The following is a 24,898-nucleotide window of genomic DNA, read 5'->3' as shown; positions in this document are numbered from 1 at the left end:
CCTATTCATCGGTAAAGGTGCACGCGTATTTCTACTTAATAGTCTCCTCCGGCTCCTCCACCGCCAAAACTACCGCCACCAAAGCCACCAAAACCTCCTCCACTGCTGCCGCCACCACTCCAGCCACCTCCTGAGCTTCCCCAGCCAGAATAAGTTGATGTCGGGAAAAAGACGGGGCCCCAACCGCCCCCTCGATTACGATTACTACCGCCCCCGCCACCTCGGTTACGACGGGCAATAATGAAAATGATGATTAGAAAGACGATTAGTGCGATGAACAAGCCACTGGAGCCGTCTCCATCACCTGTATTTGTATCGGGATCGCTTTTGTACTCACCGCTTGCCCGCTGGATAATTTCAGTCGTAGCCTCGTTTAGGCCCTGAAAATATTGTTCCTGCTTAAAGGCTGGAACAATCGTGTTACTGATAATTCGCTTGGCAATAGCATCCGGAATGGCTCCTTCCAGGCCATAGCCGGTAGCAATGAATATCTTTCGTGTCTGGGTAGCCCAGGCCAGTACCAGACCGTTATTTTTTCCTTCTTGCCCAATGCCCCATTTTCGACCCACCTGAAATGCAAAATCGCCGATGGGATATGGTTCTGTTGTTTTTACAATAACAACTACGATCTGAGTCGAGGTTGAATCGTTATAGGCACGTAGTTTTTGCTCAAGCTGCGACCGCTCCGAACTGCTTAGAATACCCACAAAATCATTGACTAATCGAGGAGGATTGGGCTTATCAGGAATAACCGCATTAGCCGTTGAACTGTCGTCGGTAGTATCCTGCGCCCATAAGACCGGTGCGGTAATTAGCACGAAGAGCAAACCGATACGTAGCGTTCGGGCTAGGTGTATAAGAAAAAGGGGTACGTTCACGTCAGTATTAATCAAACGAAATATCGTCGGCAAGTTCGTTGGTATCTTCGCTGGCGTACGGAAAATATTGTTTCAACTGTTCGCCAGCCCGCTCAATTCCCTTACTCAATCCTTTGGCATATTCACCCGCTGCAAAGTGACTTTTCATCAATTCTTTTGTGGCTTCCCAAAAATTAGCGGGCACTTTTGCATCAATACCCTTGTCGCCCACTACAGCGAATTTACGGTCGTCGTGAGCCAGATAAAATAATACACCGTTCTGCTCCTTCGTCTGGTGCATACCTAAGCGGGCAAATAGTTCGATAGCCCGTTCTACGGGGTCAGTGCTCGGGCAATTTGGTTCAACATGCACACGGATTTCGCCCGACGTAGCCTTCTCGGCCTGCCGTATGGCATCCACAATCCGCTGTTGCTCGTCAGGAGTAAATAGGTTGGTTGGCATAGAGCAGGTAGCCCGGAACCTGAGCAGGGAGTGGAATTTTGGAAAGAATCCCTACGTCCTGCTCAGGTTCCTAACTAATTAAAACTGTACTGTTGGAGCGCTCTGGGCAGCCTGTGAAGCTTCGAAGAACCCTTTTACGGGAAAGCCGAATATACCAGCGAAGATGTTGTTGGGGAACGAACGTACTGACTGATTATACGTTTTTACAGCCCCATTAAAATCATTTCGGGATACAGCTATGCGGTTTTCGGTGCCTTCCAATTGGGCCTGTAGCTCCAGAAAATTCTGATTCGCTTTCAGATTAGGATAGTTTTCCGCAACGGCCAATAACCGCGACAGTGACCCACTTACCTGATCCTGAGCAGCCTGAAATTTCTGAATGTTTTCCGGCGTCAACTGATCGGCCGACAGATTGATGCTGGTAGCTTTAGACCGTGCTTCCTGAACAGCCACTAGGGTCCCTTTCTCGAAATTGGCAGCGCCCTGTACAGTCCGAACCAGATTCGGAATCAGGTCAGACCGGCGTTGGTACTGCGTCTGAACCTGCGACCATTTCTCCTGTACATTAGTATCGCTTTGAACCAGCCCATTATATGAACTACAGCCGTACATGCCCAGAATAAGGGCAATTACTACTACAATAATTAAAGTCTTTGACATGGTTTGTTAGAATGCAAAAGGTTAGTACTGCTTTCAAAGTTGGCCAAAACTACTAATTAGTTTATGTAAAACTACGCTAACGGTACTTTTGCCATTTTTGTTTGGGTATTTGTCTTGATGATTGGTATACCTTACTTTTCGGAAAATGGGCTTATAAACTCAAAGCAGGCAACATAATGAATCTTGACCTAACCGGAAAAACCGCTCTCGTCTGCGGAAGTACACAGGGAATTGGCCGCGCTACGGCCATCGAACTGGCTTTGTTGGGTGCCAATATCGTACTAATGGCACGTAATGAGCAGGCGCTTAAAGACACAATAGCCGAATTGGCCACAAAGGCCGGTCAGCAGCATCGTTACGTTGTAGCCGATTTTAGCCAGCCTGATGCTGTAGATCAGGGTATTAAAAGTCATTTAGCTCAATTTCCGGATATACACATTCTGGTCAACAATACGGGCGGGCCGGCAGGAGGACCGTTAATAGAGGCTAAACCTGACGAATTAACCCAAACATTTCATAACCATCTCATTAACAATCAGGTGTTAGTACAAGCCGTTTTTCCGGCTATGAAACAGGCAGGTTATGGTCGTATTGTCAATATTATATCAACCTCTGTCAAACAACCGATTGTGGGCCTGGGGGTCTCCAATACCATTCGGGGGGCTGTGGCGCAGTGGGCAAAAACGTTGTCGCTGGAGATCGCTCAGTTTGGTATTACGGTCAATAATGTTTTGCCTGGTTATACGCAAACTGCTCGGCTGGAATCAACGATTCGTATGCGAGCCAAAACGTCAGGCAAAACGGAGAGCGAAATAGCCGTTCAACTGGAGCATGAAATTCCAACCGGACGATTTATTAAACCAGAAGAAGTCGCAGCGGCTGTGGCCTTTCTATGCACGCCCGCAGCTGCTTCTATCAATGGTATCAACGTTCCGGTAGACGGCGGAAAAACAGGAAGTTTATAAAAACGTACGGCACAAAAGTGCTAGTGACCATTGTCCGACATCTGCCGTCGCTAGCTCGGGGCTCTGCCTTATTTTTTTAAACTAAACTATTCTTGAAGGCATAAGCTACCATACCCGCGGTATTTTTAGTGCCCGTTTTTTCAAGAATTCGCAGACGATGCCCTTCAACAGTACGTGGACTCAGGAAGATTTTTTCGCTGATCTCATTGGTCGAAAGGCCTTCGCAAATGAGCGCTAGTACTTCTTTTTCCCGTTCGGAAAGCAGAATTTTACTGTTGTAAAACGCATTAACAGGCTTTACCGTTGTCTTATTGGTCATCTTGCGAAGCATTGCCTTCGACACAAATTCATTGAGGTAGACGCCTTCATCCATCACTTTCCGAACGGCTTTTTCGACTTCACCCGCTTCGGCATCTTTGAGCAAATACCCACTAACCCCCTTTTCGAGCAAATGCAACACCATACGATCTTCGTCGTGCATGGTCAGCACGACGATTTTAACAAGCGGATAATGTTCACGCATGTAGTCGGCAGTAGCGGTGCCGTCCATAACCGGCATTTGCAGATCGAGCAAAACAACATCGGGTGTTTTGCGGGAAATCCTATCAATCAGTTCCTGCCCATTACTCGCTTCCAGAATTAGCTCAAAATCCTGAACCTGACCGAGAATGGTGGCCATTCCGACGCGGAACAACGTATGATCGTCGCAAAGGGCCAGTTTAATTTTTCGCATAGAGTAGCAAGAGTTAAAGGTCAATGCAGGATTAGTCGCGAACAGCAACTGTTCAGCAAACAAATTAACTCAATAAATCGACAGGCTGCGCATCATGCAGGCGCACCTGCACATGAATCTGAGAGCCCCGGCCCGGCGCTACGTCGAACGTGACATGGCCATTCACTACGTTCAATCGGCTCTCGATAGTTCGTAACCCTAGCCCGCCCTGCCGGTTTTCCATAATAGCGTCAAAATCAAATCCTACGCCATCATCGACAACCGACAGACGAATCTCATTATCCATACAGATAAGCTGAATGGTGATATGCCGGGCGCGCGCATGTCGAATGGCGTTATTCACCAATTCCTGACTGATGCGATACAGCATCAACTCCAGCGTTGGAGGAATCTGAACGGCAGTTTCAGGATAATTCAACTCTACTTCCAGTTCACCATCATTAGCCCGGTCAGCCAATTCTTCCAGGGCCGCCAGTAAGCCAAATCGTTCGAGGGTCGTCGGCACCAGATTCCGGCTGATACGTCGGACATTCGTCATCGTCTCATCGATCATCGAGCGGGTTTTCTGAAACTCGAACCCCACCTGTACTTCACCGCCCAGTTTCTGCTCAAGCTGGTTTAGACTCATTTTAGTGATCGACAACATCGTGCCAATCCCGTCGTGCATGTCTTCAGCGAGCCGTTTACGCTCCTCCTCTTGCCCACGAAACGTAGCAGCCATAAGCTCGCGTCTGTGCTGGGCCTGCATCTCCTTGAGAGCCAGTTGTTGCTTCGCCTGTTTTTGCTGGTAATAGGCCACGAAGATGATGATGAACACAGCCATCATCAACAACACGGCCGTACCGACGGCAATGACAAAACCGGAATCTACTGACATCAGGACAATCTAAAAATGAACACTAATTAGTAAAGTTGGCTAATCATGACCTGAATGTCAATCATTTACCTACATGATTGAGCCAATGGTAATAACAGCCAGTATAAGGGCAATACGAAAATAGATTCAGTTAACTTTTATACGTAGCTGGGATAGTATAAACGAAAGTAAGCCCCGACCATTATAGTAAATTTTCCCGGTCATACTTACTAGTCCACAACCCCAGCGCTGACAACAGCGCAAAAATGATAAATAAAACCTGGCCTACATTCCAGTATTTATCGAACACTTCAGCCGGAACTTTATTGATGTCTTTATACCAGTATTCGCTAAAGAGTACAATGAAAAATGTTCCTGTAGAATAGATAAGTAAACCCGTTGAAAACCAGAAGAGTGTGTGGAGAAGAATATTTTTTACCTGGATATCAATTAATATTTTGTTGAAATAAGCTAAACAAAAAAATATGGCAAACAGACGAAATGAAGATAGACTTACTGAGGATATAGCATCACTTTGATACGTTATGATACAGGCAATTGAGCATATAATCCCTAAAATTACACTTAGCCGTTTTAAACCAGAGGTCCGAAAGCACAATAGCGCAATGGCTAATACGATCCACGTCTGGGCAATGGTTTCAAGGTTTTGCAGGAAGTAATTATTCACCTTCAAAACCGCCAGCCATGTTCCATACGTCTCTTTTATAAAGAAGAATAAAAAGAAGCTAACGATAAGCTTTGACGCTGTATTAAGGTATTTATATCTAACAATGCCGAATAAAATGGGCAGGCTACTACTCAAATGTGTAATAAAATCTAACGGATATTTTTCATACAGTAGTAGTAGCCTGTCGAGCATAATAGTAAGTAATTAGTTAGTTACTATCGCCACAATGTTGCGGACAAGGTAGTCCATCGCCTACGGAGCCGCCACCACCTCCACTTGCCATATCTTTCATACCCGCCTTATCAGTATAAACAGGCATATCTTTACCCTGGGCATCTACGCCCGTAAGCAGAACGCGTGGTTTAAGCTGACCCTTGCCGGGTTCGGTTGGGTTACCGTTCTCATCTTCCCAGCGTTTGGCATGGTGAATTCGTAAGCCGATACAGCCAGGCTGTTCAAGAAGATGCAAGACCTGATTGATTCCAAAAAATTCTGAGCGGACGTACTCATCTGGTTTTAGCCCCGTTTCTATTTTACGTTCGCGGTAGGCGCCCGTCATGGATTTTGTCTCTTTTGAGTCAAGGATACGCCCTGCATCTTTAGTGAAAGCACTCATACAGAAAAAATTTAGAATTTAGTTAATAGGGATTTTAGTGGGTGGACAAAATCGGAAAGCATGCCCGAATATAGACCACCTGTGTTTCTACCCCAATTCAGACAGTAGCCTATCATTTAAGTATAATTAGTTAATTATCAATCTATTATACCGTCCAATTAATTTCATTAATACGTATTTCTACGTAGTAGATTGCGGACTTTTGCCTGTTCTAGGCTGCGGGCTTAAAAACGGGGTTTCTGCGCTTAAAACGGCTAGACGAAGCCATTACTTTTGTAACGTAACGGGCTGAGCCAATCCAAAACGATTTTTCTCATCTCATAGGTTAGGTTAACAAAAAAGGCCGGAGCAGTTTGCCCCGGCCTTTTTTCATAGAAATTCATGTTCTCTTTAAGTATCAGGATCTACTTAAGCAGGTTCAATAAGTAAGCGCCGTACCCACTTTTTACCAGCGGCTTTGCAATCTCAGCAAGCTGGGTGGCATCAATGAATTTCATGCGGTATGCAATTTCTTCAATGCAGCCAATCTTTAACCCCTGCCGCTCTTCAATCACATGGACAAACTGGCCAGCTTGTATCAGCGATTCAAACGTACCCGTATCGAGCCAGGCTGTTCCCCGATCCAGTACGCCCACTTTGAGTTTGCCGCGCTCCAGATATACACGGTTTACGTCGGTAATTTCCAGTTCTCCCCGCGGTGATGGTTTGATGTTTTTGGCAATGTTCACAACATCATTGTCGTAGAAGTATAAACCCGGTACAGCATAATTTGATTTGGGCTTTTCGGGCTTTTCTTCAATAGACAGTACGTTGAAGTGATCATCGAACTCAACGACACCATATCGCTCGGGATCATGTACCTGATAGGCATACACTACGCCCCCATCAGGGTCGTTGTTGGCCTGAAGCAGCTTAGATAAGCCCGAACCGTAAAAAATATTGTCGCCCAATACAAGCGCAACTTTATCATTGCCAATAAATTCCTCGCCGATAATAAATGCCTGCGCCAGTCCATCAGGGCTAGGCTGAACAGCATAACTGAATTGACAGCCAATACGTGTTCCGTCGCCGAGGAGTTTCTCGAAATGGGGCAGATCGTGCGGTGTTGAGATAATCAGAATCTCACGGATACCCGCCAGCATCAGAATCGATAGCGGGTAATAAATCATTGGCTTATCGTAAACAGGCATGAGCTGTTTCGAAACAGCCAGCGTAAGCGGATGAAGGCGCGTACCCGAACCTCCGGCAAGTATGATTCCTTTCATTAGTTGAATGAGCGAATGAGTGAATGAGCGAATGAGTGAATAGCTGTTACAAACATTTTATTCACTCATTTGCTCATTCACTCATTCAATATTTATCTATTCGCGTACATTCCCTGGTAATAACTCTGGTAGGCGCCCGAGGTCACATCATCTAACCAGGCCTGGTTGGCCAGGAACCAGTCGACCGTTTTTTCAAGCCCTTCTTCAAACTGAAGGGAGGGTTGCCAGCCTAAGTCATTCATAATTTTGTGAGCATCGATAGCGTAGCGAAGATCGTGCCCGGCGCGATCCGTTACGTACGTAATGAGCTGGGCCGACGTGCCTTCAGGCCGATCTAGTTTACGATCCATGATCTTGCACAACAGATTGACCAGATCGATATTTTTCCACTCGTTGAAGCCACCGATGTTATAGGTCTCTCCTGATTTTCCGGTGTGGAAAACCGCATCGATAGCCCGGGCATGATCGACTACAAATAACCAGTCGCGGACATTTTCACCTTTACCGTATACGGGCAATGGCTTGTTATTGCGGATGTTATGAATCATCAGCGGAATGAGTTTTTCCGGAAAATGATTCGGGCCATAGTTATTTGAACAGTTGGATAAGACAACCGGGAGTTTATACGTATTGCCGTAAGCGCGAACAAAATGATCGGATGCAGCTTTAGACGCTGAATAAGGTGATTGTGGATCGTAGGGTGTTTCTTCCGTGAAAAAATCTTCCGGATTATGGAGTGAACCGTACACCTCGTCGGTCGAAACATGATAGAACCGCTTTCCGTCGAAATTGCCAGTCCAGCTATTCTTGGCAGCATTGAGCAGATTTACCGTTCCGACTACATTGGTCATAACGAACGACATAGGGTCGGTAATGGAGCGATCTACGTGCGATTCGGCAGCCAGGTGAATGACCCCATCGAACGATAATTCAGCGAACATATCTTCCAGAAATTTCGCATCGGTAATATCCCCCTTAATGAAGGTATAATTCGGAGCGTGCTCGATATCTGTCAAATTCGCCAGATTACCCGCGTAAGTCAGCGCATCAAGGTTATAAATCTGGTATTCGGGGTATTTTGTAACAAATAATCGTACGACGTGAGATCCAATGAATCCAGCCCCACCCGTGATAAGAAGTTTCATTTTATACAAGTTTATAGTTTACGGTTTGTGATTTACGGTAAATTGAAACACCCTTTAAAACCCGTAAACTGAAAACCGTAAACAATTTAGCTAATTTTCTGTTGCCATTGCCATGCATCGCGTAAAGATTCTGCTAATGACCGGCGAGCAGACCAATTTAGTACCTTGGTGGCCTTCGAAACATCGGCATAAACTTTCTCAACGTCACCCGGCCGGCGTGGTCCTATGGCATAATTTACCTTAACGCCTGTTGCCTCTTCAAATGTTTTTATGACGTTCAAGACTGTTTCGCCCCGGCCAGTGCCAATATTAATAACATCATATGAAGAAGCCATATCTTTCTCGATAAGTTTCTTAAGGGCCTGTACGTGGGCATCAGCCAAATCCATTACGTCGATATAATCCCGGATACACGTACCATCGGGCGTATTATAGTCATCGCCATATACCGTCAGGCCGGGGCGGATACCCGCGGCTGTCTGCGTAATAAAAGGCACCAGGTTAGCCGGAACGCCTAGAGGCAGCTCACCAATCTGCGCCGATGGATGGGCACCGATTGGATTAAAATAACGTAACGCCAACGCTTTGACCGGTACTTTGGCCCGAACAGCATCACGAATAATGTCTTCTCCTATAGCTTTTGTGTTTCCATAGGGCGATTGAGCAGGCAGACGGGGTGTCTCTTCGGTAACCGGCAGTTGCTCCGGCTGTCCGTATACCGTACAGGAAGACGAAAAAACCAGATTAGGCACCTTAAATGCGGGCATCAGTTCCAGCAGAAGGAGCAGCGAATCGAGGTTATTTCGATAGTATTTCAACGGCTGAGCAACCGATTCGCCAACGGCTTTATGAGCCGCAAAGTGGATAACCCCAATGGGTTTTTCTTTCTGGAAAATACTTTCCATTTCGGCTTCATCGTTGCAATCGACCGGATAGCACGTAACGTCACGGCCTAAAATAGTACGTAATCCAACTAGGACCGAGCGTTCGGAGTTAGAAAAGTTGTCGATAATAACCGGTTCAAAACCGGCCTCGATCAGTGATACAACCGTATGGGAGCCAATGAAGCCAGCGCCACCGGTGACCAGAATTTTGGGAGATGAGCTTGTAGAAGTCAAACCGTTTTTTATAAAATTTTTGTTGCTACTTTGTTCCTGTAACTCACAATACCAGACAAAAGTAGTATATTCAGGAGGTTTCCGAAAACAGTTTTTACTCTGGGGTCACCCCAAAAAGTAATACTAACGCATGAACGACAATGAATTGAAAGCGTTGATCTCGCTTTTAGATGATGAAGACCAGGAGGTAGTCGAGCATGTCGAACAGCAAATTCGGCAGATAGGCGGGCAAATGATTCCGTTTTTGGAAGCTGAGTGGGAAGGCAGTTTCAATCCTGAACTGCAAAAACGTATTGAAGAAATTATTCACGATCTTCAGTACGAATCAGTTCTGGAACGCATGCGCGACTGGAAAAATGGCGGGGCAATGGATCTCCTCGAAGGACTATGGATCATCGCTACGTATCAATATCCCGATTTATCGCTTAGCAAACTAAAGCAGGACGTAGAGCAATTGTTTTACGATGTATGGGTCGACTTCAAACCCGATATGCACCCCGATGAGCAGATCAGGGCGATGAACAGTGCTTTTTTCTCGAAATTGAAATTTGCTCCGAATACGAAGCATTTTCACTCGCCCGCCAATTCAATGATCAATCAGGTACTTGAATCACGACGAGGTAATCCCATTACGCTTTGTGTGCTGTATATGTTGATTGCGAAGCGCCTTAATTTGCCGGTATATGGGGTTAATTTGCCGAATTTATTTGTGCTTACATACAAAAACAGCAACGGCATCCAGTTCTACATAAACGTATTCAACCGGGGACTGATCTTTACAACCAAAGATATTGACCAGTACATCGACCAGTTGAATATCAAGCGATTGGATACATTTTATCAGCCTTGCACCAATACTGATATTGTTCGGAGAGTATTACGTAATCTGACACTGGCTTTCGAAAAAAACGGCGATATAGAGCGGGTACGTGAGGTTGAAAAAATTCTGAGTACCGTTCAGGACGATGGCGACGGGCTTCCTCTGTCGGATTATACGCAACGGTAATAAATGCCTTTAAGCGTACGTAATCATCTGTAGTTGATGATTACGTACGCTTTTTTCAATATGCTACCGCCAGCAAGCCCGGCCCGGCCTCGAAACACCGGATTATCAGTTGCTCTTCATGATCTGGTAGCCGCACATGACCAACCAGGTGATCGGCCTGATCGGCAAATGGCTCTACGTGCAGATGATCGCGGAAAGTAAGCTGACGTTTTCCATATAGCTTATACAAGGCTTCTTTGGCACACCAGTACACAGCCAGGCGGTTTGGGTCACCGGCTGCATGAGCAATTTCACTGTCGGACAAAACCCTAGGTACAACTCGCCTGAATTGCTCCCGAATTGGCTCAATGTCAATCCCAACCGGACGCGACCGATGCAGTACAGCAGCGGCCCACCCAGCCGTATGTGATAAGGAAATATGCCAGGGCGAATTGATAAGATGAGGTTTTCCGAATTCGTCTTTTTGCAGGCCAGCATAGGGCATTCCCTGCGATTCGATTAATTGTTGAACCGCTACACGACACGACAGCCATTCGATCCGTTGGGCCGAGTGTGTTATACCGGCTAAATCCTCCTGTTCCGACGCCGTTAGCGACAAGGCTCGCCAAAGTGTCGGTTCGTCTTCGGTAATAGCCCGGAGCGAAACAATACAATCGTTATTTATATCTATCTGAAACGTCACAAATCAAAAGTCGGAAGTCATTCGAGAAAAAGAAAGGTTTACCGACCTTTGAGCTTCAACTTATCCATTTTTACAGTGACTGTAGAAAAAATTGATACGTTCGGTGGGCATCGCGACTGTGTTTACGCACTCGAAGCTGGTCTGGAAGCCAACCAGTTTTTTTCATCCGGAGCCGACGGCCTGGTTGTTCGGTGGTCGCTCGACCGGCCCGACCGAGGTGACTTAGTCGCTAAAGTCCCCGCTTCCATCTACGCCCTGGCAATACACCCTGTCAGTAAGCTATTGTGGGTAGGCCAGAATTTCGAAGGTTTACATCTAATCGATACGGTCGAGAAAAAGAAGTCAGCTCGATAAAGCTGACGTCATCGGCGATTTTTGACATCAAATTTTATAAAAATGACGCGTTTGTAGCCCTGGCAGACGGTGTAGTCGCTGTGATTGATACTGAGTTGCTGGTAAGCAGGAAACATATTAAAGCTTCGGATCAATCAGCGCGATGCATTGCCATTAACCCGGTGGAACGTGAACTAGCCGTCGGGTACAGTGACCATACAGTACGTGTTTTCGACCTGGCAACTCATGCGCTAAAACAGGTTATTCCAGCGCATTCAAACTCCGTTTTTACCCTATCGTACTCGCCCGATTTTCGGTATTTACTGACAGCCGGACGCGACGCCCACCTGAAAGTCTGGGACGTAGAGAAAACCTATGCCCTACAGACTGATATTGTGGCGCATATGTTTGCCATTAACCATCTGACTTTCAGCCCCGATAGCAGTTTATTTGCGACCGCCAGCATGGATAAATCCATCAAAATTTGGGATGCCGATACGTACCGATTACTGAAAGTTGTCGACAGAGCGCGTCATGCAGGCCATGGAACATCGGTCAACAAATTATTGTGGACAAGTTACCATCAGCAATTACTTTCGGCTAGCGATGATCGAACGGTTTCGGTGTGGCAACTGAGCGAATAGCCAACATAATGCCAGGAATATCCTATTTTTCAGGCTATTTTTTGTAAAATCAGTATTATGCACGTTATTTCACCTCTATCTGACAATCAGTAACGACCAAAACCCTGAGCGCACCAATGAAAATTACGCCAATCGAAATCCGGCAGCACACATTTGAAAAGGGGTTGCGCGGTTATAAAACAGAAGATGTTGACGCTTTTCTGAATTCACTAGCCGAAGAATGGGAGCGTTTAACCAGCGATTACAAAATGCTCAAAATGCAGCTTGAACTGGCCGAAAAAGAACTGGGAAAGCTGAAAGAAGTCGAAATGACCTTGTTCAGAACCCTGAAAACGGCCGAAGATACAAGTACGCAGATTACTGATCAGGCGAACAAAGCAGGCGAAAAATACATTAACGAAGCGAAACAAAAAGCCGATTCGCTGCTGGCTGACGCCCGAAAACGTTCTGTCTTAATGGTACAGGATGCTGAGAATCAGTCGCGTTATCTGAAAGATAATATCTTAAACGATCTTAAATCCTTAGAGCACGATTTCAAAGCGCTGGAAGGTTATAAAGAAAATTTAGCGGTGCAGATCCGCACCCTGGCCGGTAACGCCGTTGACAGTGTAGAACGTTTTGAGAAGAAGTTTACCAAACAAAACCTTAAAGGCAAAATTGATGAAGTTGCTTCGCAGATCAAGGACGAATTAAAGCAGCTTGACGCTAAGAATAGCCCGGATCAGGATAAAGCTACGGAAGCCTCACCCAGCCCCAGCGCAGATGCAACAGCTAATCCTGTGGCAGACCTGCCGCTTTTAACCCAGCGTGAACCCTCAATCCCCGAAGCCATTCCGCTCGATGAGTCTGTCATAGAAAAGCTTAATGATGCGATTCATCATGCCGGTCAACCCGAAGCCTCACAGGAGCAAACCGCCAGTACCCGCGTGGAAGCTAACTTAGAGGAACAGGCTCCAGCCTCAACCATAGCCGAGGTCAACACACCTGAACCAGAACCTACTCAATCGACCGAGCAGTCACAGTCCAGAAAAGGCGGCTCATTTTTTGATCAGATTTAAGTGACGTCAAACGTTGGCAGAAAACCCCGTAAATGAATGCGGGATTACGCTGGCTCTACAGGTCACGATTACGTATGGGAACAATTGCGTTAGAAGGCCTGGAATTTTTCTCCTATCACGGTTTTTATGATGAGGAGCAAAAAATAGGCAATAAGTATTCCGTTGACATTATCGTGACGGCTGATTTTTCGGAAGCCGCCCGACGTGATCGACTGAGCGCTACGGTCAATTATGAGGACTTATACCGAATTACTGCGGGCGTCATGAAGAAACCAGCCCGGCTGCTCGAACATATTGCCCATCAGATCATTCAGGAAATCCGGGCTAAATATGCTGAATTGGAAGCGGTTGAAGTGAGCGTATCCAAATTCAACCCACCCATAGGCGGGGTCTGCCACCGAGCCAAAATCACCCTAAAAGAATGAGGAATTAAATAACGAATGGACAATGAACAGTGACTAATACGGCATTAAAAACTAGTCATTATTCATTGTCCATTCGTCATTTAATCTCACACTGCCTGTTGCAAGCCTGCGAATGAGATCGACATATGTGAGGCATCATAAATGCACTCACCGTTTCGAATAAGCAGCACCTGAGGTGATTCGTGCTCTACTCCGAATACATTTTCAATTTTGTTGGAAATCGGCCGGTTAGCGAGCAAATCCAGATAATACGGTTTTACACCAAGTTGTTCGTTCCAGTTACGCTCCATACGGCTCAGGGCCATTGCGCTGATAGAACAACTTGTACTATGCTTGAAGATCAAAACAGGTTGTTTTACTGATTCTTCTTTGATTACGTCGAGTTGAGCGTCGCTCGTTAGTTTATTCCAGTTCATTTTAGTAACATACCTTCTCTGGACGTAGAAGCATTTTAGCCCCCGAAAAGTTCGTTAGCCTTCGGGTGTATACCGCAGCTTCTCAGCCATTTCTGGCGAAATAGCTTCAGAATAAGTACCATACGCATCAACCAGGGTTCCCTTATCGCCGTTGGTTGCTTCTACAGCGTACACCACGGTCTCGTCGCCGGGGTCGGTCATCCCTTCAAAACGAAAGACATCGACAATATCAAAATCGGCTGGACTTAGTTCAATATTCTTGGATTCACAGTGTAAACGATCAGGTTTCAGATTGTAGTCCAGTATGAAACCTTGTTTTTTTAGTCCTTCCAGGGCTTCCGTAACGGTATCGTAGGTTTGCATGAATGAGTGATTTGATGGTGAGTTTGTAGCTTTGTAAATATAACCAACCGAGTATTCGCTTGTTTTCTGGAATTTACAATACCGGCATTGTTACGTTTCAGTTTCTGATGCGATTCGCTGCGCAATTTAATCCCAAAGCGCGGCTATGGGTTGAAGGTCGGCGAAACTGGGCAAATGAGTTAACCCAGAAACTGGCTGGAAACGAAGCGCCAATAGTTTGGTTCCATGCCGCTTCTTTAGGTGAATTTGAACAGGGCCGGCCCGTCATCGAAGCTTTTCGCGCCCAATATCCGGATTATAAAATTTTAGTAACGTTTTTCTCACCTTCAGGATATGAAGTCCGGAAAAACTACGATGGCGCCGATTACATCCTTTATCTACCCGCCGATACGGCTGAAAATGCCCGACGGTTTATTCAGATAGTAAAGCCACAGCTTGCGTTTTTTATTAAGTATGAATTCTGGTACAACTACCTCCATGCGTTGAATACAGCGCATATACCAACTATTTCCTTTTCAGCCATTTTTCGTCCTGATCAGCTTTTTTTCAAACCCTACGGCGGATTTTACCGGACAATGCTTCGTTATTTTAATCACATTCTGGTACAGAATCAGGAGTCGGTTGGTCTTTTGAAACGTATTGGCATTACGAACGTGACCCAGGCGGGCGATACGCGCTTCGATCGGGTAGCCGAAGTGGCTGCTGCCAGAAAAGAAATTCCCTTGGCCGCTACGTTTAAAAATAGTCATCCTCTTTTGGTTGTAGGCAGCGCCTGGCCGGAAGATATGGCCGTTCTTATTCCTTTTCTGAATACGTTTGACCAGCCACTTAAGGTGATTATTGCTCCACATGAGATTCATGACGACGAAATTGAACGCTGGCGTTTGCAGTTGACTAAACCGTCGGTACGTTATTCAGAAGCTCTTGCCGATCCTTCGCTCATTCAACCCTTCACGCAGTCGCTTATTATCGACAACATCGGTATGCTTTCGTCGCTGTATCAATACGGCGAATTTGCCTACATTGGCGGAGCGTTTAAACAGGGACTGCATAACATTCTGGAAGCAGCTACGTTCGGGATGCCCCTATTTTTTGGTCCCGAATACGACAAATTTCAGGAAGCCATTGATCTGCTGCGGGAAGGGGCCGCTTTTCCGGTTGGCAACGTAACGGAGCTGATAAATTCCTTCTCAAAACAATATAGCAAGCCAACAAAAGCAGCCCTTATCAGCCGCGCTTATGTCCAACGGAACATTGGCGCTACAGCACAGGTTATGGAAGTTGTAAAGCAATTCATGAACGAACGAGCTAAAAGGGAGAAAAGCTAACTACCAACACAAGCTGGCCTCCTTATCAGTACTTTTTGATCACTCTCGTTCGCTCTTTCACCTTTTCACTCTTTAAAAATTGTACAACGGTTTAGTCATACGATCCACAGGTTCCTGGTACGATGTTCGTGACGAGGATGGGCATATTTTTCAGGGTCGGTTGAAGGGTAAATTCAAGATCAAGGGCCTAAAGGTCACGAATCCTATTGCGGTGGGTGACCGAGTCATGTTTGATGTGGAAGACGAAACCGAAAATACGGCGGTCATCACCGACATTGCGCCCCGCGAAAATTATATTATCCGTCAATCCGTCCATAAAACGGCGCATGGCCATATTCTGGCGGCCAACATCGATCAGGCTGTGTTACTGGCAACTCTTACGTTACCACGTACCTCACTGGGGTTTATTGACCGGTTTTTAGTTTCGGCAGAGTCGTTTCGAATCGCTACGGCAATCGTCTTCAACAAATCTGATATTCTAAATGACGAAGGACTGGCGTATCAGCAGGAAATCATGGACATGTATGAGCTGATCGGTTACCGCTGTTTATCCACATCAGCGACGGAAGGCGAAGGAATCGATGCATTCCGGCAATTGCTCGACCACAAAGTGACTTTATTATCAGGCCATTCGGGCGTTGGGAAATCATCGCTTGTCAATGCCATCGCGCCCGATTTGAATCTTCGCACAAACGAAGTGTCGACTTTTGCCAATAAGGGTGTACACACAACTACTTTCGCCGAAATGTTCGAACTGGCACCTGATACGTACATCATCGACACGCCGGGTATAAAGGAACTAGGGCTTATCGATACGTCGAAAGAGGAGATTAGTCATTACTTTCCCGAGATGCGCAATCGTCTGAATCAGTGTCGTTTCCACAACTGCCTTCACCTCAACGAACCGGGTTGCGCCATCAAAGAAGCGGTTGCCGAAGGAGAGATCGCCGAGAGCCGCTACATGAGCTACCTAAGCATGATGGATGGCAGCGACAATCGGCGATAGTTAACTCGTCCGTTAGTTTGTCATGGCCGCCAGCAGGTCAGCCTGCGTAATGATATGCACCTGTTCTTTTTCGTCGCGAACCAGCAGCGCTTTGTTATCACGATCAATCAGTGACGACAAGGCATCGATGGTATTATCCAGCCCAACAAATTTGAACGGTTTATCCATTACGTCGCTTACTAAACGATCTTTTACGCTTGGGTCTTCGATGAGTCGGTTCAGGATGGTCGAGTCTGTCAAACTACCGACAATATGCCCGGTTTCGTCCGTAACGGGTATCTGTGAAATGCTGTATTTATTCAATACCTGAATCGCCTGGCTGACCGACACACCCGTGCCGATTGTGGTCAGCGCTGATTGCCGATCCAGTGCACCGCCATTTTTATGATGAATAATATCCCGAGCCGTTTTAAACGAGCGATCTTCCAGAAAACCGTGGTCTTTCATCCAGGCGTCGTTATAAATCTTGGCCAGGTATCGTGTCCCGTGATCGGGTAATAAAATCACCAGTACGTCGGTTTCCGTCAGGTTTTCTTTGGCCCATTCCAGCGCACCATGTACCGCCGTACCGCACGACCAACCCACAAATAACCCCTCCTCACGGGATAACCTCCGGGCCATGATAGCCGCGTCTTTGTCCGTAACTTTCACAAAATGATCGATCAGGCTGAAATCCACATTTTGTGGGAGGATATCTTCACCAATGCCTTCGGTCATATACGGATAAATCTCCCCTTCGTCGAAGATGCCAGTCTCTTTGTATTTTTTAAAAACGGAGCCATAGGTATCCAGCCCAATGGAAACCACCTGGGGATTCTGCTCTTTCAGGAATTTCGACGTACCACAAATTGTACCGCCCGTACCAACACCAGCGGCAAAATGCGTGATTTTGCCGTCGGTATCCCGCCAGATTTCAGGGCCGGTCGTTTCATAATGCGCAGCCGTATTGGCCAGATTATCATACTGATTAGGATACAATGAGTTGGGAATGTCGCGATTAAGTTTTTTGGCAACTGAGTAATACGAACGAGGATCGTCGGGTGCTACGTTCGTTGGGCAAACCACTACCTCAGCGCCAACCGCCCGCAGAATATCGATTTTCTCCTTGGATTGTTTATCAGCCATCGTGAAAATGCACTTATAACCTTTGCCGATTGCTGCCAGCGCTAGCCCCATTCCGGTGTTCCCACTCGTACCTTCAATGATCGTTCCACCCGGTTTCAGTACACCGCGTGCCTCAGCATCTTCAATCATGCGAACGGCAATGCGATCTTTCACCGAATTGCCAGGGTTGAAATATTCGACTTTCGCCAGAACAGTTCCGCGGATGCCCTTGGTGACTTTGTTGAGTTTCACCAGGGGAGTATTTCCAATAGTATCGACGATTGAATTATAGTAGTTCATGGTGGTACACAGCGATTTTACGCTCTGTGGTTTAGTTTACTACCAATAACGCCGGAAGACATCAGTTCGTTTGGTCAACGAGAATACGGTTCCGTGAATATAGGCCACTTACGATTCGTCGGGCGTTTCTAACGGTTCAGCATTCGATTCAGCTTTTTCATACAAACGTCTATTTATGAGGAGTTTCAGAGGCTATACCTTTGAGCCATTCTTTAAAACACCACACAACACAAATACGAAGAACTCATGAAAACGTTTGCTCATTCACTACTGACCGCTCTGCTTTTAAGCACAGCTACTTTTGCATCAACTGCCGCCACTACACCAACGGCCGCAAATCCGACCGTAACAACAAGTTCATACAAAGTAGCGGTTTTCCCATCAGCCACCCCATCTCGCCTGAACGTTTTCGTTGAACGGACACCAGGCCAATCGATGGTCGTTTCGCTAAAGAGTACAGAAGGTAAAGTACTAGGCAAGCAGCTGATCAGCAAAAAACAAGGCAATTTCCGCTTCCAGTTCGATATGTCGGAACTTCAGGATGGCACCTACACCGTTGAACTTTCTTCCGGCAACGACGTAACGGTTTACCCCGTAACACTGGCCAGTCAGCCCATTCAGGTTTCTACCCGCACCATTTCAATTAACTAATCGAGCGGTTAGCTAATACCAAACAGCCACGATCGTAAGGTCGTGGCTGTTTGGTTATTGATGTTGAGAAAGAAAGGCCATGACCTGTTTATGGAAATGTTTAAAGCTCTCCGAACGAGTTTCCAGCCAATCGAGGTCGAAACGCCTGGACAGATCATCTACAATTGGATTTGATATTTCGTTAGGCGGGTCCTCGTAACCGTATAGACTAAATTTTACTTTCTTACGTGGTTGCGATTCTAATGAAATATTCTTTGTTGAAGCAGGATTGTCTTTTTTGTGCTTTAAATACAAAAGCCAATGCTCTATGCATTGCACAGGAAGCGCAACTAAAAGTTTATTAATCTGTTCTTTTGCAAAATGGGCATGCCTTGCTTCAAACTCCTGCTGTTGTAAACTATCGACATCTCGTACAACAAAAAACACTTGATGCTGATACCACCCAAAACCCGTTCGGGCTACTACAGCAAACTTAGTATCAACCTGCTTTTTGTTATTCGCTCTGAACTTCTCACAAAATTCCTCATCTCGCTCGAAGGTTACTACATCAGCAAAATGACTTAGGTAATTGTGAAGAAAGATTTTGTGGGCATCATCCTCGCCGTAAAACCCGTATTTAAACTGTTTCATGAGGTACTCCCCCTAAAAATCCAATTGTCCAATATTCACCCAATGCATCTGTATAATGGACAGGTGGTATACCTAATTCTGCATTTTTCTGATTTGCTGGTTCAATAATTTCCCGTTGTAAATTTTTAACGAACGTAGCACCATCGTCATCTTTATCAAAGACAAAAACGCTTTCAGGCGATTCTGCAAATTCGTCTAAAAGCAATGGGCTATGCGTTGTCATGATAACCTGAATATCTTTCTCAGCGACCAGCCGACGGATAAAATTCATTATTTCTCGAATCCGGCGCGGATGAATTCCCTTTTCGGGTTCTTCAAGAAGCAGAAGTTTCGGCGGATTAGGTTGGTTAATAATGCACAGAAGGCCAATAAAATAGAGAGTGCCTTCTGAAAGTTCATCAGCCCAGTAAATTGTTCTCTGCTGACCATTGGTTAGACCAATTCGTTTAAATGTCTTATCACCAAATTGCTTAACTAAATCTTCTGTAGGTTCAATATTCTGAAAATTTATTTCCGTAAACTCTGGTACACATTTTGCTAAGTCAGCTTTTATTTGATTAAATGTTGCAGGGTACTCGTCTCGAATCCGGTCAAAAAAAGCAATTAAATTCGACGCATCAGCCGTAATTGAATCGTCTCCACGGCCAACTGGACCAGGTTTATCAAGTTTACTGGAGTCAGCTTTATAAATTTTGATTCTTTCTGAGAATAAATGTATTAGTTCTGGTATAGATACCTGTTCGGAAATTATCAAATCGGGTTCAGATGATCTGTAATAGCCAGATCTCCGCACTATGTCACTGCCATCGAAATAGGTTTTATAAATTTTATAGTCAAATTTTTTTTCGTCCGTTGGCCATAATAATTTGACATTAATCTTAGCTGGTGATTGTTTCGCAAAAGCTATTTGAGAAGGATTATACTTTACTTTATTTCTAGCATCTCCTACAAGTTCCAACGCTTTCAAAAAATTAGTCTTACCGGAGTTGTTTGGACCGATGAGCAAGTTGACTTTTTGAAGGTCGAGCGTTACGTCTTTTAAGCTCTTGAAGTTCTGGATTGAAACGCGCTTGAGCATGATTTTGAGCGGTTAACAGCTACGTAGTGTCGGTGTGCAAGTTAAGGATTTAGTTAGCCATTTGTGTAGCCCGCATTAGCACACTGTTGTCGGGGTCGATGACGACGGTAGTAGGTTTGGTAGCCAGCGGGATGGTGAACGTCTGCGATTGCTCGGTCATGGTTAGGCGGGCGGTACGTTGCAGTTCCCGGCCGTTGCTGCCCCGAATGCTAAACGTTAGTGGAAGAGTAAAGAGCGCACCGGTTGATTGTGCCTGCCGGACGTCGATTACGAGTGCCTTTTTAGCTGCATCATAGCGAGAGCCCCAGATTACGTCGGGGTAGCCAGGCTGATACAGCCACTGCTGAAAGAATGCCCCAAGCTTTTTACCCGAGATGCTCTCCATAACCGCCTGTAAATCGCTGGATTGAGCATTTTTGTTACGGAACTTCTCGTAATACGCCCGAATCCCTTTCCAGAACGTATCATCGCCGAGTTCCCGACGAAGCATGTGCAGCACCCAACCGCCTTTCTGGTATTCGTTTGGATTTAATAAATCCATCAGGTTCGTTGTTGTCGAATCGATAATGGTGCTTTTGGGTTTCAGGGCTGTATACCGGAAAATCTGGTTTTTATTCTGATTCAGAACGGCGTTGAGCGTATCAAGTCCGTAGGCATGTTCGAGGTAGAGTGCCGAAAAATACGTAGCGAATCCTTCGCTCAGCCAGAGGTGCGCCCAATCGGCTTCGGTAGCTGAGTTACCAAACCATTGATGGGCTATCTCGTGCGCCAGCAATGCCTCTACGTCCGAATCTTTCCGACCAACAATGATTTTCTCATCATAGAAGATGCAGCTAGCATTCTCCATACCCCCAAAAATCGTAGTCGACTGTACGTCAGCCAGTTTCTCGTACGAGTATGGGCCAATTTTATCGATAAAATATTGCAGAATCGTTTTGGCTGGCCGGTAATCAATGAACCCTTTCTGACTATCCTGGGGGTAAAGCCAGCTTTGTACAGGAACTCCACCAACAGAGCCAACCTCTTCAACCGCAAATTTGGCTGCACCGATTACCATTACCTTCGTCGGGATGGGTGTGTTCTCCTGCCAGCGTGTTAGCTTTCTTCCGTTTGGTAGGCCATTCTCGCCCATAAACTTACCGTTCGAGATGATGCGGTACGTAGCCGGTGCATTGACGCTGAACGAACAGGTTGCTTTATCGGACGGGTGGTCCACAACGGGCAGGTAATTTCGCGCGTTGTTTGGCCAGTTATCACCAAAAAACGTGCGTTCGCCAAACTTATTGCGACTGATAATCAACCCCTTCGCTGGCGTACCATCGTAACGTATTACAAGTTCAGTCGGTTGGTTCTGGGCCGCCGGAAGATTGATAAACACCCTGTCGTTACGCTGACTGAACGGAGTAGGTTTTCCATCAGCCAGGGTGACAGCGCGCACAGTCATACCTGTTTTGGCTGAATCGGATTTTGGGCTTATCAGATCAAACCAGACGGTCTGGCGGTCGTCAGCGCGTATAAAGCGAATTGTTGCCTCTCCCTGAATTTTATTGGTCGAATCACTTAGCGTGAGCGAAAAAGCGTAGTGCTGAACATCGACACCGGGTTGTGTATAGCGGGCTAAATTGCCGGGTAATTGAGCCTGGACAAGCGTTGCTGTGAAAATAAGTAATCCAACTAAAAATCCTTTTCTATCTTTCATTCTTTGCTACTCCTTTATTTCCTGACAGAGTTCAACCAACACGCCGTTGGTGCCTTTCGGATGCAGGAAACACACTAATTTGTTATCAGCGCCCCGCTTGGGTGTTTCGTTTAATAGTATAAAACCTTCCTTTTTCAGCCGCTCCATTTCGGCATGGATATCATCTACTTCAAAGGCGAGATGATGAATTCCCTCCCCTTTCTTCTCCAGAAACTTCGCAATCGGGCTATCGGGGCTCGTCGCTTCGAGTAGTTCAATTTTGGTCTGGTTGACCCGAAAGAATGACGTTGTTACGTTTTCGGATTCAACCGTTTCGGATTTGTAAGGTGCTACGTTCAACAGCCTGGTAAACAATTCGTTTGAGGTGGCAATATCCCGAACGGCAATACCGATATGTTCAACGTTGGTAAGCATAGTCTAAATGTGTAGTAGTTGAGGTTTGATACATAATGGGCTGCTGAACAGGAAACTTTTCATCCATAGGAAAAGTTAAATCTATGGTACTGCAAACCTACAAAGGCATTACCAATTCAATTACACATTATTCATTATACATTGGTCTGCAATGGTAACGGTTTCTGAAATTGCTAAAAATAAGATTGTTGAACTACGCCAGAAAGATGGTCTTGGAGAAGATTATGCAATTCGCGTAGGTGTGCAGGGCGGAGGTTGCTCGGGTCTGATGTATGACCTACAGTTCGATGCCAAGCAGCAACCAACTGACCATGTAGTTGAAGATAAAGGCATTAAGATTCTGGTAGATCGCAAGAGTCTGCTCTATCTGGCCGGAACAGAACTTGATTTTTCTGATGGTCTGAATGGTAAAGGCTTCCAGTTCAAAAATCCGAACGCCAGCCGTACCTGTGGTTGTGGAGAAAGCTTTGCCGTCTGAACCGGGATTTATGTGATTAAAATGATTTTCTTGATTTTAGTAAAGAAGCCAACTCTACACCGGGTTAGCTTCTTTACTTTTACTACCCTTAGTGCATTAGTACGTATTCGCGAAGTACGCGCAAGCCAAAATTATAGTCAGTCATAAAAATCACATAAATCCCGGTTCCAGATGACAGCCAAACCCGTTAGCCACTCACGCACCACGCTTACTGAACTGATGATTCCGGCGTATGCCAACTTTGGCGGTCGGGTACACGGGGGCATTCTGCTCTCGCTGATGGACAAAGTGGCATATGCCTGTGCGGCCAAACATGCCGGTCAATACTGCGTAACGGTTTCGGTTGATGGCGTCAATTTTCGCCAACCTGTTGAGGTAGGGGAATTGGTGTCGCTTATGGCTTCAGTTAACTACGTCGGTCGTACGTCGCTGGTGGTGGGGATTAAAGTAGTGGCCGAAAACGTAAAAGAAGGTACGGTTAAACATACCAATACCAGCTACTTCACGATGGTTGCGAAAGACGATGATGATCGACCAACCGAAGTGCCCCCTCTCCTGCTCGAAACGTCTGATGACGTTCGCCGTTTTCTCGAAGCCATGAAGCGGAAAGAACTCAGGACTTCCTTCGCTGAATATTTCAACAACGCCAAAACAAAGATGCTACTCGATGAGAATATTGATAAACTCCGGCAGGAACGCTGTCAGTTGACGGATAGTCTGAACCAGGATTTGAACAAGATTTAAGGATTGGCACGATGAAACATTAGGCGTTTGTTTCACTTTTAGTCCCGGAAATTCTTTAAATCTTGTTCAAATCAGGCCGTGCCGCCAATGCGGTTTAGAGTTCTCCTCGTACAATTTTAGCGCCCGCTACCATGTTTGCCAGTTTTTGTTTGGCGGCCCAGCGGGCAGTTTGGCTTAGTCCGCAATCGGGAGCAACGGCCAATTTTTCGGCAGGCACGTATGGCAGGCATTTGCGAATGCGCTCCGATACGTCCTCCGGCGTTTCGATGTAATAGCTTTTTACGTCAATTACCCCCACTGCTACGTCGAAACGCTCCGCAAAACGTTCCAGAAGATTAACTTCCGAAAAATTCAGAACAGTCATTTCGGTGTGCAGCTCATCAACCGTCATATCCAGAAAATCGGGCAGCATGGGCGCTATTGTCTTTTTACCAACCGAACGGCCTTTGTAATTTCCGAAACACAGATGCATGGACAAGCGGGTTTTACCAACACCCGGCGCAACAGTACGGTTGAAAATATCGACAAAACGCTTGGTGTCCTCGCGATAGGCATAGCACGACATTGACGGCTCATCCACACAGATTTCAGGCACCCCAAGCTCTACCAGTTGAGCAATTTCTTTGTTGACCAGAGGCAATAACGCTTCTGTTACGTCCCATCTATCTTTGTAAAGGCTCCCCGGTAGCAGCCGCCCGCTGAGTGTATAAGGTCCGGGAATCGACACTTTCAGACCCTGTCCGGCAGGTGCTAATCGTTTCAGGCGCAGATACTCCTCTACCACACCCAATCCCTTTGGTGCTGTTAAGGGTTCAACAATATTGTGCTTACCGCGCTGATCGTGAGCCGGTGGGCCAAACCGACGGAGTTCTGTCTCGTTATTTTGGATGCCGTTGATATAGCCGTAAAAGGACAGATTGAAGTCAAACCGGGTTTGTTCGCCATCGGTGATCACGTCAAGTCCGGCCGCAACCTGATCGTGAACGGAGGCCACAACGGCATCTTCAATCATTTCATTGATATCGGCCGGACCAAATTGCGACAAATGCTGACTGGAGAATTCGAGCCAGCCCGGAAAGGGCATCGAACCAACAACGGTAGTTTTTATAGGAACGGGTTGCACGGTATAAACTGAGTTAGTAGATCGATGGGTGATAGTTTTCTAAGCAAACC

The 24,898-nt window shown here is 46.1% G+C and carries 28 protein-coding genes and 1 pseudogene; 10 read left to right on the top strand and 19 right to left on the bottom strand.

Annotated features, from left to right (window positions below; genetic code table 11):
• Positions 1-35: 35 nt before the first annotated feature.
• The 3 genes from LN737_RS06220 to LN737_RS06210 all read right to left on the bottom strand — a co-directional run bounded on the left by LN737_RS06220 (position 36) and on the right by LN737_RS06210 (position 1,980).
• Positions 36-893, bottom strand: a complete 858-nt coding sequence (locus LN737_RS06220; RefSeq protein ID WP_405517147.1) for a YgcG family protein — start codon at positions 891-893, stop codon at positions 36-38.
• Complete coding sequence (locus LN737_RS06215; protein ID WP_405517145.1) at positions 886-1,320, bottom strand: TPM domain-containing protein; 435 nt, start codon at positions 1,318-1,320, stop codon at positions 886-888. The genes LN737_RS06220 and LN737_RS06215 overlap by 8 nt, the downstream gene beginning before the upstream one ends.
• Positions 1,321-1,398: 78 nt before the next feature.
• On the bottom strand, positions 1,399-1,980 hold the full coding sequence (locus LN737_RS06210) for a LemA family protein (RefSeq protein ID WP_405517143.1): 582 nt from the start codon (positions 1,978-1,980) through the stop codon (positions 1,399-1,401).
• 176 nt (positions 1,981-2,156) lie between these two features.
• Here LN737_RS06210 and LN737_RS06205 point away from each other — a divergent pair, with 176 nt between their 5' ends.
• Positions 2,157-2,945, top strand: coding sequence for an SDR family oxidoreductase (locus tag LN737_RS06205; protein ID WP_405517142.1), 789 nt, complete (start codon positions 2,157-2,159; stop codon positions 2,943-2,945).
• Positions 2,946-3,021: 76 nt separating this feature from the next.
• Here LN737_RS06205 and LN737_RS06200 read toward each other — a convergent pair whose 3' ends face one another.
• The 7 genes from LN737_RS06200 to galE all read right to left on the bottom strand — a co-directional run bounded on the left by LN737_RS06200 (position 3,022) and on the right by galE (position 9,366).
• Positions 3,022-3,678, bottom strand: a complete 657-nt coding sequence (locus tag LN737_RS06200; protein ID WP_405517140.1) for a response regulator transcription factor — start codon at positions 3,676-3,678, stop codon at positions 3,022-3,024.
• 64 nt (positions 3,679-3,742) lie between these two features.
• Positions 3,743-4,555, bottom strand: coding sequence for a sensor histidine kinase (locus LN737_RS06195; RefSeq protein WP_405517138.1), 813 nt, complete (start codon positions 4,553-4,555; stop codon positions 3,743-3,745).
• Between the two features lie 181 nt (positions 4,556-4,736).
• Positions 4,737-5,414 (bottom strand): hypothetical protein, encoded by a 678-nt coding sequence (locus tag LN737_RS06190; RefSeq protein ID WP_405517136.1) that lies wholly within the window; start codon positions 5,412-5,414, stop codon positions 4,737-4,739.
• A gap of 16 nt (positions 5,415-5,430) precedes the next feature.
• Positions 5,431-5,838 carry a hypothetical protein gene (locus LN737_RS06185; RefSeq protein ID WP_405517134.1) on the bottom strand — a complete coding sequence of 136 codons (408 nt, stop codon included), beginning with the start codon at positions 5,836-5,838 and terminating at the stop codon, positions 5,431-5,433.
• 404 nt (positions 5,839-6,242) lie between these two features.
• A complete protein-coding gene (rfbA, locus tag LN737_RS06180; protein WP_405517132.1) occupies positions 6,243-7,103 on the bottom strand; it encodes a glucose-1-phosphate thymidylyltransferase RfbA in 861 nt (286 codons plus the stop codon).
• A 92-nt stretch (positions 7,104-7,195) separates the two neighbouring features.
• The gene (gene rfbB, locus LN737_RS06175; RefSeq protein WP_405517131.1) at positions 7,196-8,248 is read right to left on the bottom strand and encodes a dTDP-glucose 4,6-dehydratase; all 1,053 of its coding nucleotides are present in this window, start codon (positions 8,246-8,248) and stop codon (positions 7,196-7,198) included.
• An 86-nt stretch (positions 8,249-8,334) separates the two neighbouring features.
• Complete coding sequence (gene galE, locus LN737_RS06170; RefSeq protein ID WP_405517129.1) at positions 8,335-9,366, bottom strand: UDP-glucose 4-epimerase GalE; 1,032 nt, start codon at positions 9,364-9,366, stop codon at positions 8,335-8,337.
• 130 nt (positions 9,367-9,496) lie between these two features.
• On the opposite strand from galE, the gene LN737_RS06165 reads away from it, so the two are divergent.
• Positions 9,497-10,372, top strand: a complete 876-nt coding sequence (locus tag LN737_RS06165; protein ID WP_405517128.1) for a transglutaminase-like domain-containing protein — start codon at positions 9,497-9,499, stop codon at positions 10,370-10,372.
• A 55-nt stretch (positions 10,373-10,427) separates the two neighbouring features.
• On the opposite strand, the gene LN737_RS06160 is transcribed toward LN737_RS06165, so the two are convergent.
• Complete coding sequence (locus LN737_RS06160; protein ID WP_405517126.1) at positions 10,428-11,054, bottom strand: 4'-phosphopantetheinyl transferase superfamily protein; 627 nt, start codon at positions 11,052-11,054, stop codon at positions 10,428-10,430.
• 75 nt (positions 11,055-11,129) lie between these two features.
• Between LN737_RS06160 and LN737_RS06155 the strand changes: the two are divergent.
• The 3 genes and pseudogenes from LN737_RS06155 (at position 11,130) to folB (ending at position 13,514) form a co-directional block, all read left to right on the top strand.
• Positions 11,130-12,031 (top strand): annotated as a pseudogene (locus LN737_RS06155) (WD40 repeat domain-containing protein).
• A gap of 116 nt (positions 12,032-12,147) precedes the next feature.
• Positions 12,148-13,089 carry a DivIVA domain-containing protein gene (locus tag LN737_RS06150; protein ID WP_405517124.1) on the top strand — a complete coding sequence of 314 codons (942 nt, stop codon included), beginning with the start codon at positions 12,148-12,150 and terminating at the stop codon, positions 13,087-13,089.
• 74 nt (positions 13,090-13,163) lie between these two features.
• Complete coding sequence (folB, locus tag LN737_RS06145; protein WP_405520327.1) at positions 13,164-13,514, top strand: dihydroneopterin aldolase; 351 nt, start codon at positions 13,164-13,166, stop codon at positions 13,512-13,514.
• An 86-nt stretch (positions 13,515-13,600) separates the two neighbouring features.
• Here the strand turns inward: folB and ytxJ are convergent, their stop codons facing one another.
• Positions 13,601-13,930, bottom strand: coding sequence for a bacillithiol system redox-active protein YtxJ (gene ytxJ / locus LN737_RS06140; RefSeq protein WP_405517122.1), 330 nt, complete (start codon positions 13,928-13,930; stop codon positions 13,601-13,603).
• 54 nt (positions 13,931-13,984) lie between these two features.
• Positions 13,985-14,293, bottom strand: coding sequence for a phosphoribosylpyrophosphate synthetase (locus LN737_RS06135; RefSeq protein WP_405517120.1), 309 nt, complete (start codon positions 14,291-14,293; stop codon positions 13,985-13,987).
• 59 nt (positions 14,294-14,352) lie between these two features.
• Between LN737_RS06135 and LN737_RS06130 the strand changes: the two genes are divergently transcribed.
• Together LN737_RS06130 and rsgA are read left to right on the top strand one after the other, a co-directional pair.
• The gene (locus LN737_RS06130; RefSeq protein ID WP_405517118.1) at positions 14,353-15,621 is read left to right on the top strand and encodes a 3-deoxy-D-manno-octulosonic acid transferase; all 1,269 of its coding nucleotides are present in this window, start codon (positions 14,353-14,355) and stop codon (positions 15,619-15,621) included.
• Between the two features lie 79 nt (positions 15,622-15,700).
• A complete protein-coding gene (gene rsgA / locus LN737_RS06125; protein ID WP_405517116.1) occupies positions 15,701-16,627 on the top strand; it encodes a ribosome small subunit-dependent GTPase A in 927 nt (308 codons plus the stop codon).
• Positions 16,628-16,639: 12 nt separating this feature from the next.
• Here the strand turns inward: rsgA and LN737_RS06120 are convergent, their stop codons facing one another.
• Positions 16,640-18,031 carry a cystathionine beta-synthase gene (locus LN737_RS06120; protein WP_405517114.1) on the bottom strand — a complete coding sequence of 464 codons (1,392 nt, stop codon included), beginning with the start codon at positions 18,029-18,031 and terminating at the stop codon, positions 16,640-16,642.
• Between the two features lie 246 nt (positions 18,032-18,277).
• On the opposite strand from LN737_RS06120, the gene LN737_RS06115 reads away from it, so the two are divergent.
• Entirely contained in the window at positions 18,278-18,682 is a 405-nt protein-coding gene (locus LN737_RS06115; protein WP_405517112.1) for a hypothetical protein, read from the top strand.
• 54 nt (positions 18,683-18,736) lie between these two features.
• Here LN737_RS06115 and LN737_RS06110 read toward each other — a convergent pair whose 3' ends face one another.
• The 4 genes from LN737_RS06110 to mce are packed head-to-tail and all read right to left on the bottom strand — an operon-like array spanning position 18,737 to position 22,503.
• Positions 18,737-19,312, bottom strand: coding sequence for a hypothetical protein (locus LN737_RS06110; RefSeq protein ID WP_405517110.1), 576 nt, complete (start codon positions 19,310-19,312; stop codon positions 18,737-18,739).
• The gene (locus LN737_RS06105; protein WP_405517108.1) at positions 19,299-20,390 is read right to left on the bottom strand and encodes an AAA family ATPase; all 1,092 of its coding nucleotides are present in this window, start codon (positions 20,388-20,390) and stop codon (positions 19,299-19,301) included. The genes LN737_RS06110 and LN737_RS06105 overlap by 14 nt, the downstream gene beginning before the upstream one ends.
• A 49-nt stretch (positions 20,391-20,439) precedes the next feature.
• On the bottom strand, positions 20,440-22,089 hold the full coding sequence (locus tag LN737_RS06100) for a M1 family metallopeptidase (RefSeq protein ID WP_405517106.1): 1,650 nt from the start codon (positions 22,087-22,089) through the stop codon (positions 20,440-20,442).
• 6 nt (positions 22,090-22,095) lie between these two features.
• A complete protein-coding gene (mce, locus tag LN737_RS06095) occupies positions 22,096-22,503 on the bottom strand; it encodes a methylmalonyl-CoA epimerase (RefSeq protein WP_405517104.1) in 408 nt (135 codons plus the stop codon).
• Positions 22,504-22,654: 151 nt separating this feature from the next.
• On the opposite strand from mce, the gene LN737_RS06090 reads away from it, so the two are divergent.
• Together LN737_RS06090 and LN737_RS06085 are read left to right on the top strand one after the other, a co-directional pair.
• Positions 22,655-22,981 (top strand): iron-sulfur cluster assembly accessory protein, encoded by a 327-nt coding sequence (locus LN737_RS06090; protein ID WP_405517102.1) that lies wholly within the window; start codon positions 22,655-22,657, stop codon positions 22,979-22,981.
• A gap of 171 nt (positions 22,982-23,152) precedes the next feature.
• Positions 23,153-23,725 (top strand): acyl-CoA thioesterase, encoded by a 573-nt coding sequence (locus tag LN737_RS06085; RefSeq protein ID WP_405517100.1) that lies wholly within the window; start codon positions 23,153-23,155, stop codon positions 23,723-23,725.
• 94 nt (positions 23,726-23,819) lie between these two features.
• Here the strand turns inward: LN737_RS06085 and LN737_RS06080 are convergent, their stop codons facing one another.
• Positions 23,820-24,848, bottom strand: a complete 1,029-nt coding sequence (locus LN737_RS06080; protein ID WP_405517098.1) for a methionine synthase — start codon at positions 24,846-24,848, stop codon at positions 23,820-23,822.
• Between the last annotated feature and the right edge of the window lie 50 nt (positions 24,849-24,898).

The sequence above is a fragment of the Spirosoma sp. KNUC1025 genome, assembly GCF_045160025.1.
Lineage (GTDB): Bacteria > Bacteroidota > Bacteroidia > Cytophagales > Spirosomataceae > Spirosoma.
Note: the sequence above shows the minus strand (reverse complement) of the source record. Positions and strands in the feature narration are given on the sequence as shown.

Coding starts and splice junctions, on each gene's coding strand:
- LN737_RS06215 (WP_405517145.1), bottom strand. CDS start 1,320: ATGCCAACCAACCTATTTACTCCTGACGAGCAACAGCGGATTGTGGAT.
- LN737_RS06210 (WP_405517143.1), bottom strand. CDS start 1,980: ATGTCAAAGACTTTAATTATTGTAGTAGTAATTGCCCTTATTCTGGGC.
- LN737_RS06205 (WP_405517142.1), top strand. CDS start 2,157: ATGAATCTTGACCTAACCGGAAAAACCGCTCTCGTCTGCGGAAGTACA.
- LN737_RS06200 (WP_405517140.1), bottom strand. CDS start 3,678: ATGCGAAAAATTAAACTGGCCCTTTGCGACGATCATACGTTGTTCCGC.
- LN737_RS06195 (WP_405517138.1), bottom strand. CDS start 4,555: ATGTCAGTAGATTCCGGTTTTGTCATTGCCGTCGGTACGGCCGTGTTG.
- LN737_RS06190 (WP_405517136.1), bottom strand. CDS start 5,414: ATGCTCGACAGGCTACTACTACTGTATGAAAAATATCCGTTAGATTTT.
- LN737_RS06185 (WP_405517134.1), bottom strand. CDS start 5,838: ATGAGTGCTTTCACTAAAGATGCAGGGCGTATCCTTGACTCAAAAGAG.
- rfbA (WP_405517132.1), bottom strand. CDS start 7,103: ATGAAAGGAATCATACTTGCCGGAGGTTCGGGTACGCGCCTTCATCCG.
- rfbB (WP_405517131.1), bottom strand. CDS start 8,248: ATGAAACTTCTTATCACGGGTGGGGCTGGATTCATTGGATCTCACGTC.
- LN737_RS06165 (WP_405517128.1), top strand. CDS start 9,497: ATGAACGACAATGAATTGAAAGCGTTGATCTCGCTTTTAGATGATGAA.
- LN737_RS06150 (WP_405517124.1), top strand. CDS start 12,148: ATGAAAATTACGCCAATCGAAATCCGGCAGCACACATTTGAAAAGGGG.
- folB (WP_405520327.1), top strand. CDS start 13,164: ATGGGAACAATTGCGTTAGAAGGCCTGGAATTTTTCTCCTATCACGGT.
- ytxJ (WP_405517122.1), bottom strand. CDS start 13,930: ATGAACTGGAATAAACTAACGAGCGACGCTCAACTCGACGTAATCAAA.
- LN737_RS06135 (WP_405517120.1), bottom strand. CDS start 14,293: ATGCAAACCTACGATACCGTTACGGAAGCCCTGGAAGGACTAAAAAAA.
- LN737_RS06120 (WP_405517114.1), bottom strand. CDS start 18,031: ATGAACTACTATAATTCAATCGTCGATACTATTGGAAATACTCCCCTG.
- LN737_RS06115 (WP_405517112.1), top strand. CDS start 18,278: ATGAAAACGTTTGCTCATTCACTACTGACCGCTCTGCTTTTAAGCACA.
- LN737_RS06110 (WP_405517110.1), bottom strand. CDS start 19,312: ATGAAACAGTTTAAATACGGGTTTTACGGCGAGGATGATGCCCACAAA.
- LN737_RS06105 (WP_405517108.1), bottom strand. CDS start 20,390: ATGCTCAAGCGCGTTTCAATCCAGAACTTCAAGAGCTTAAAAGACGTA.
- LN737_RS06100 (WP_405517106.1), bottom strand. CDS start 22,089: ATGAAAGATAGAAAAGGATTTTTAGTTGGATTACTTATTTTCACAGCA.
- mce (WP_405517104.1), bottom strand. CDS start 22,503: ATGCTTACCAACGTTGAACATATCGGTATTGCCGTTCGGGATATTGCC.
- LN737_RS06090 (WP_405517102.1), top strand. CDS start 22,655: ATGGTAACGGTTTCTGAAATTGCTAAAAATAAGATTGTTGAACTACGC.
- LN737_RS06085 (WP_405517100.1), top strand. CDS start 23,153: ATGACAGCCAAACCCGTTAGCCACTCACGCACCACGCTTACTGAACTG.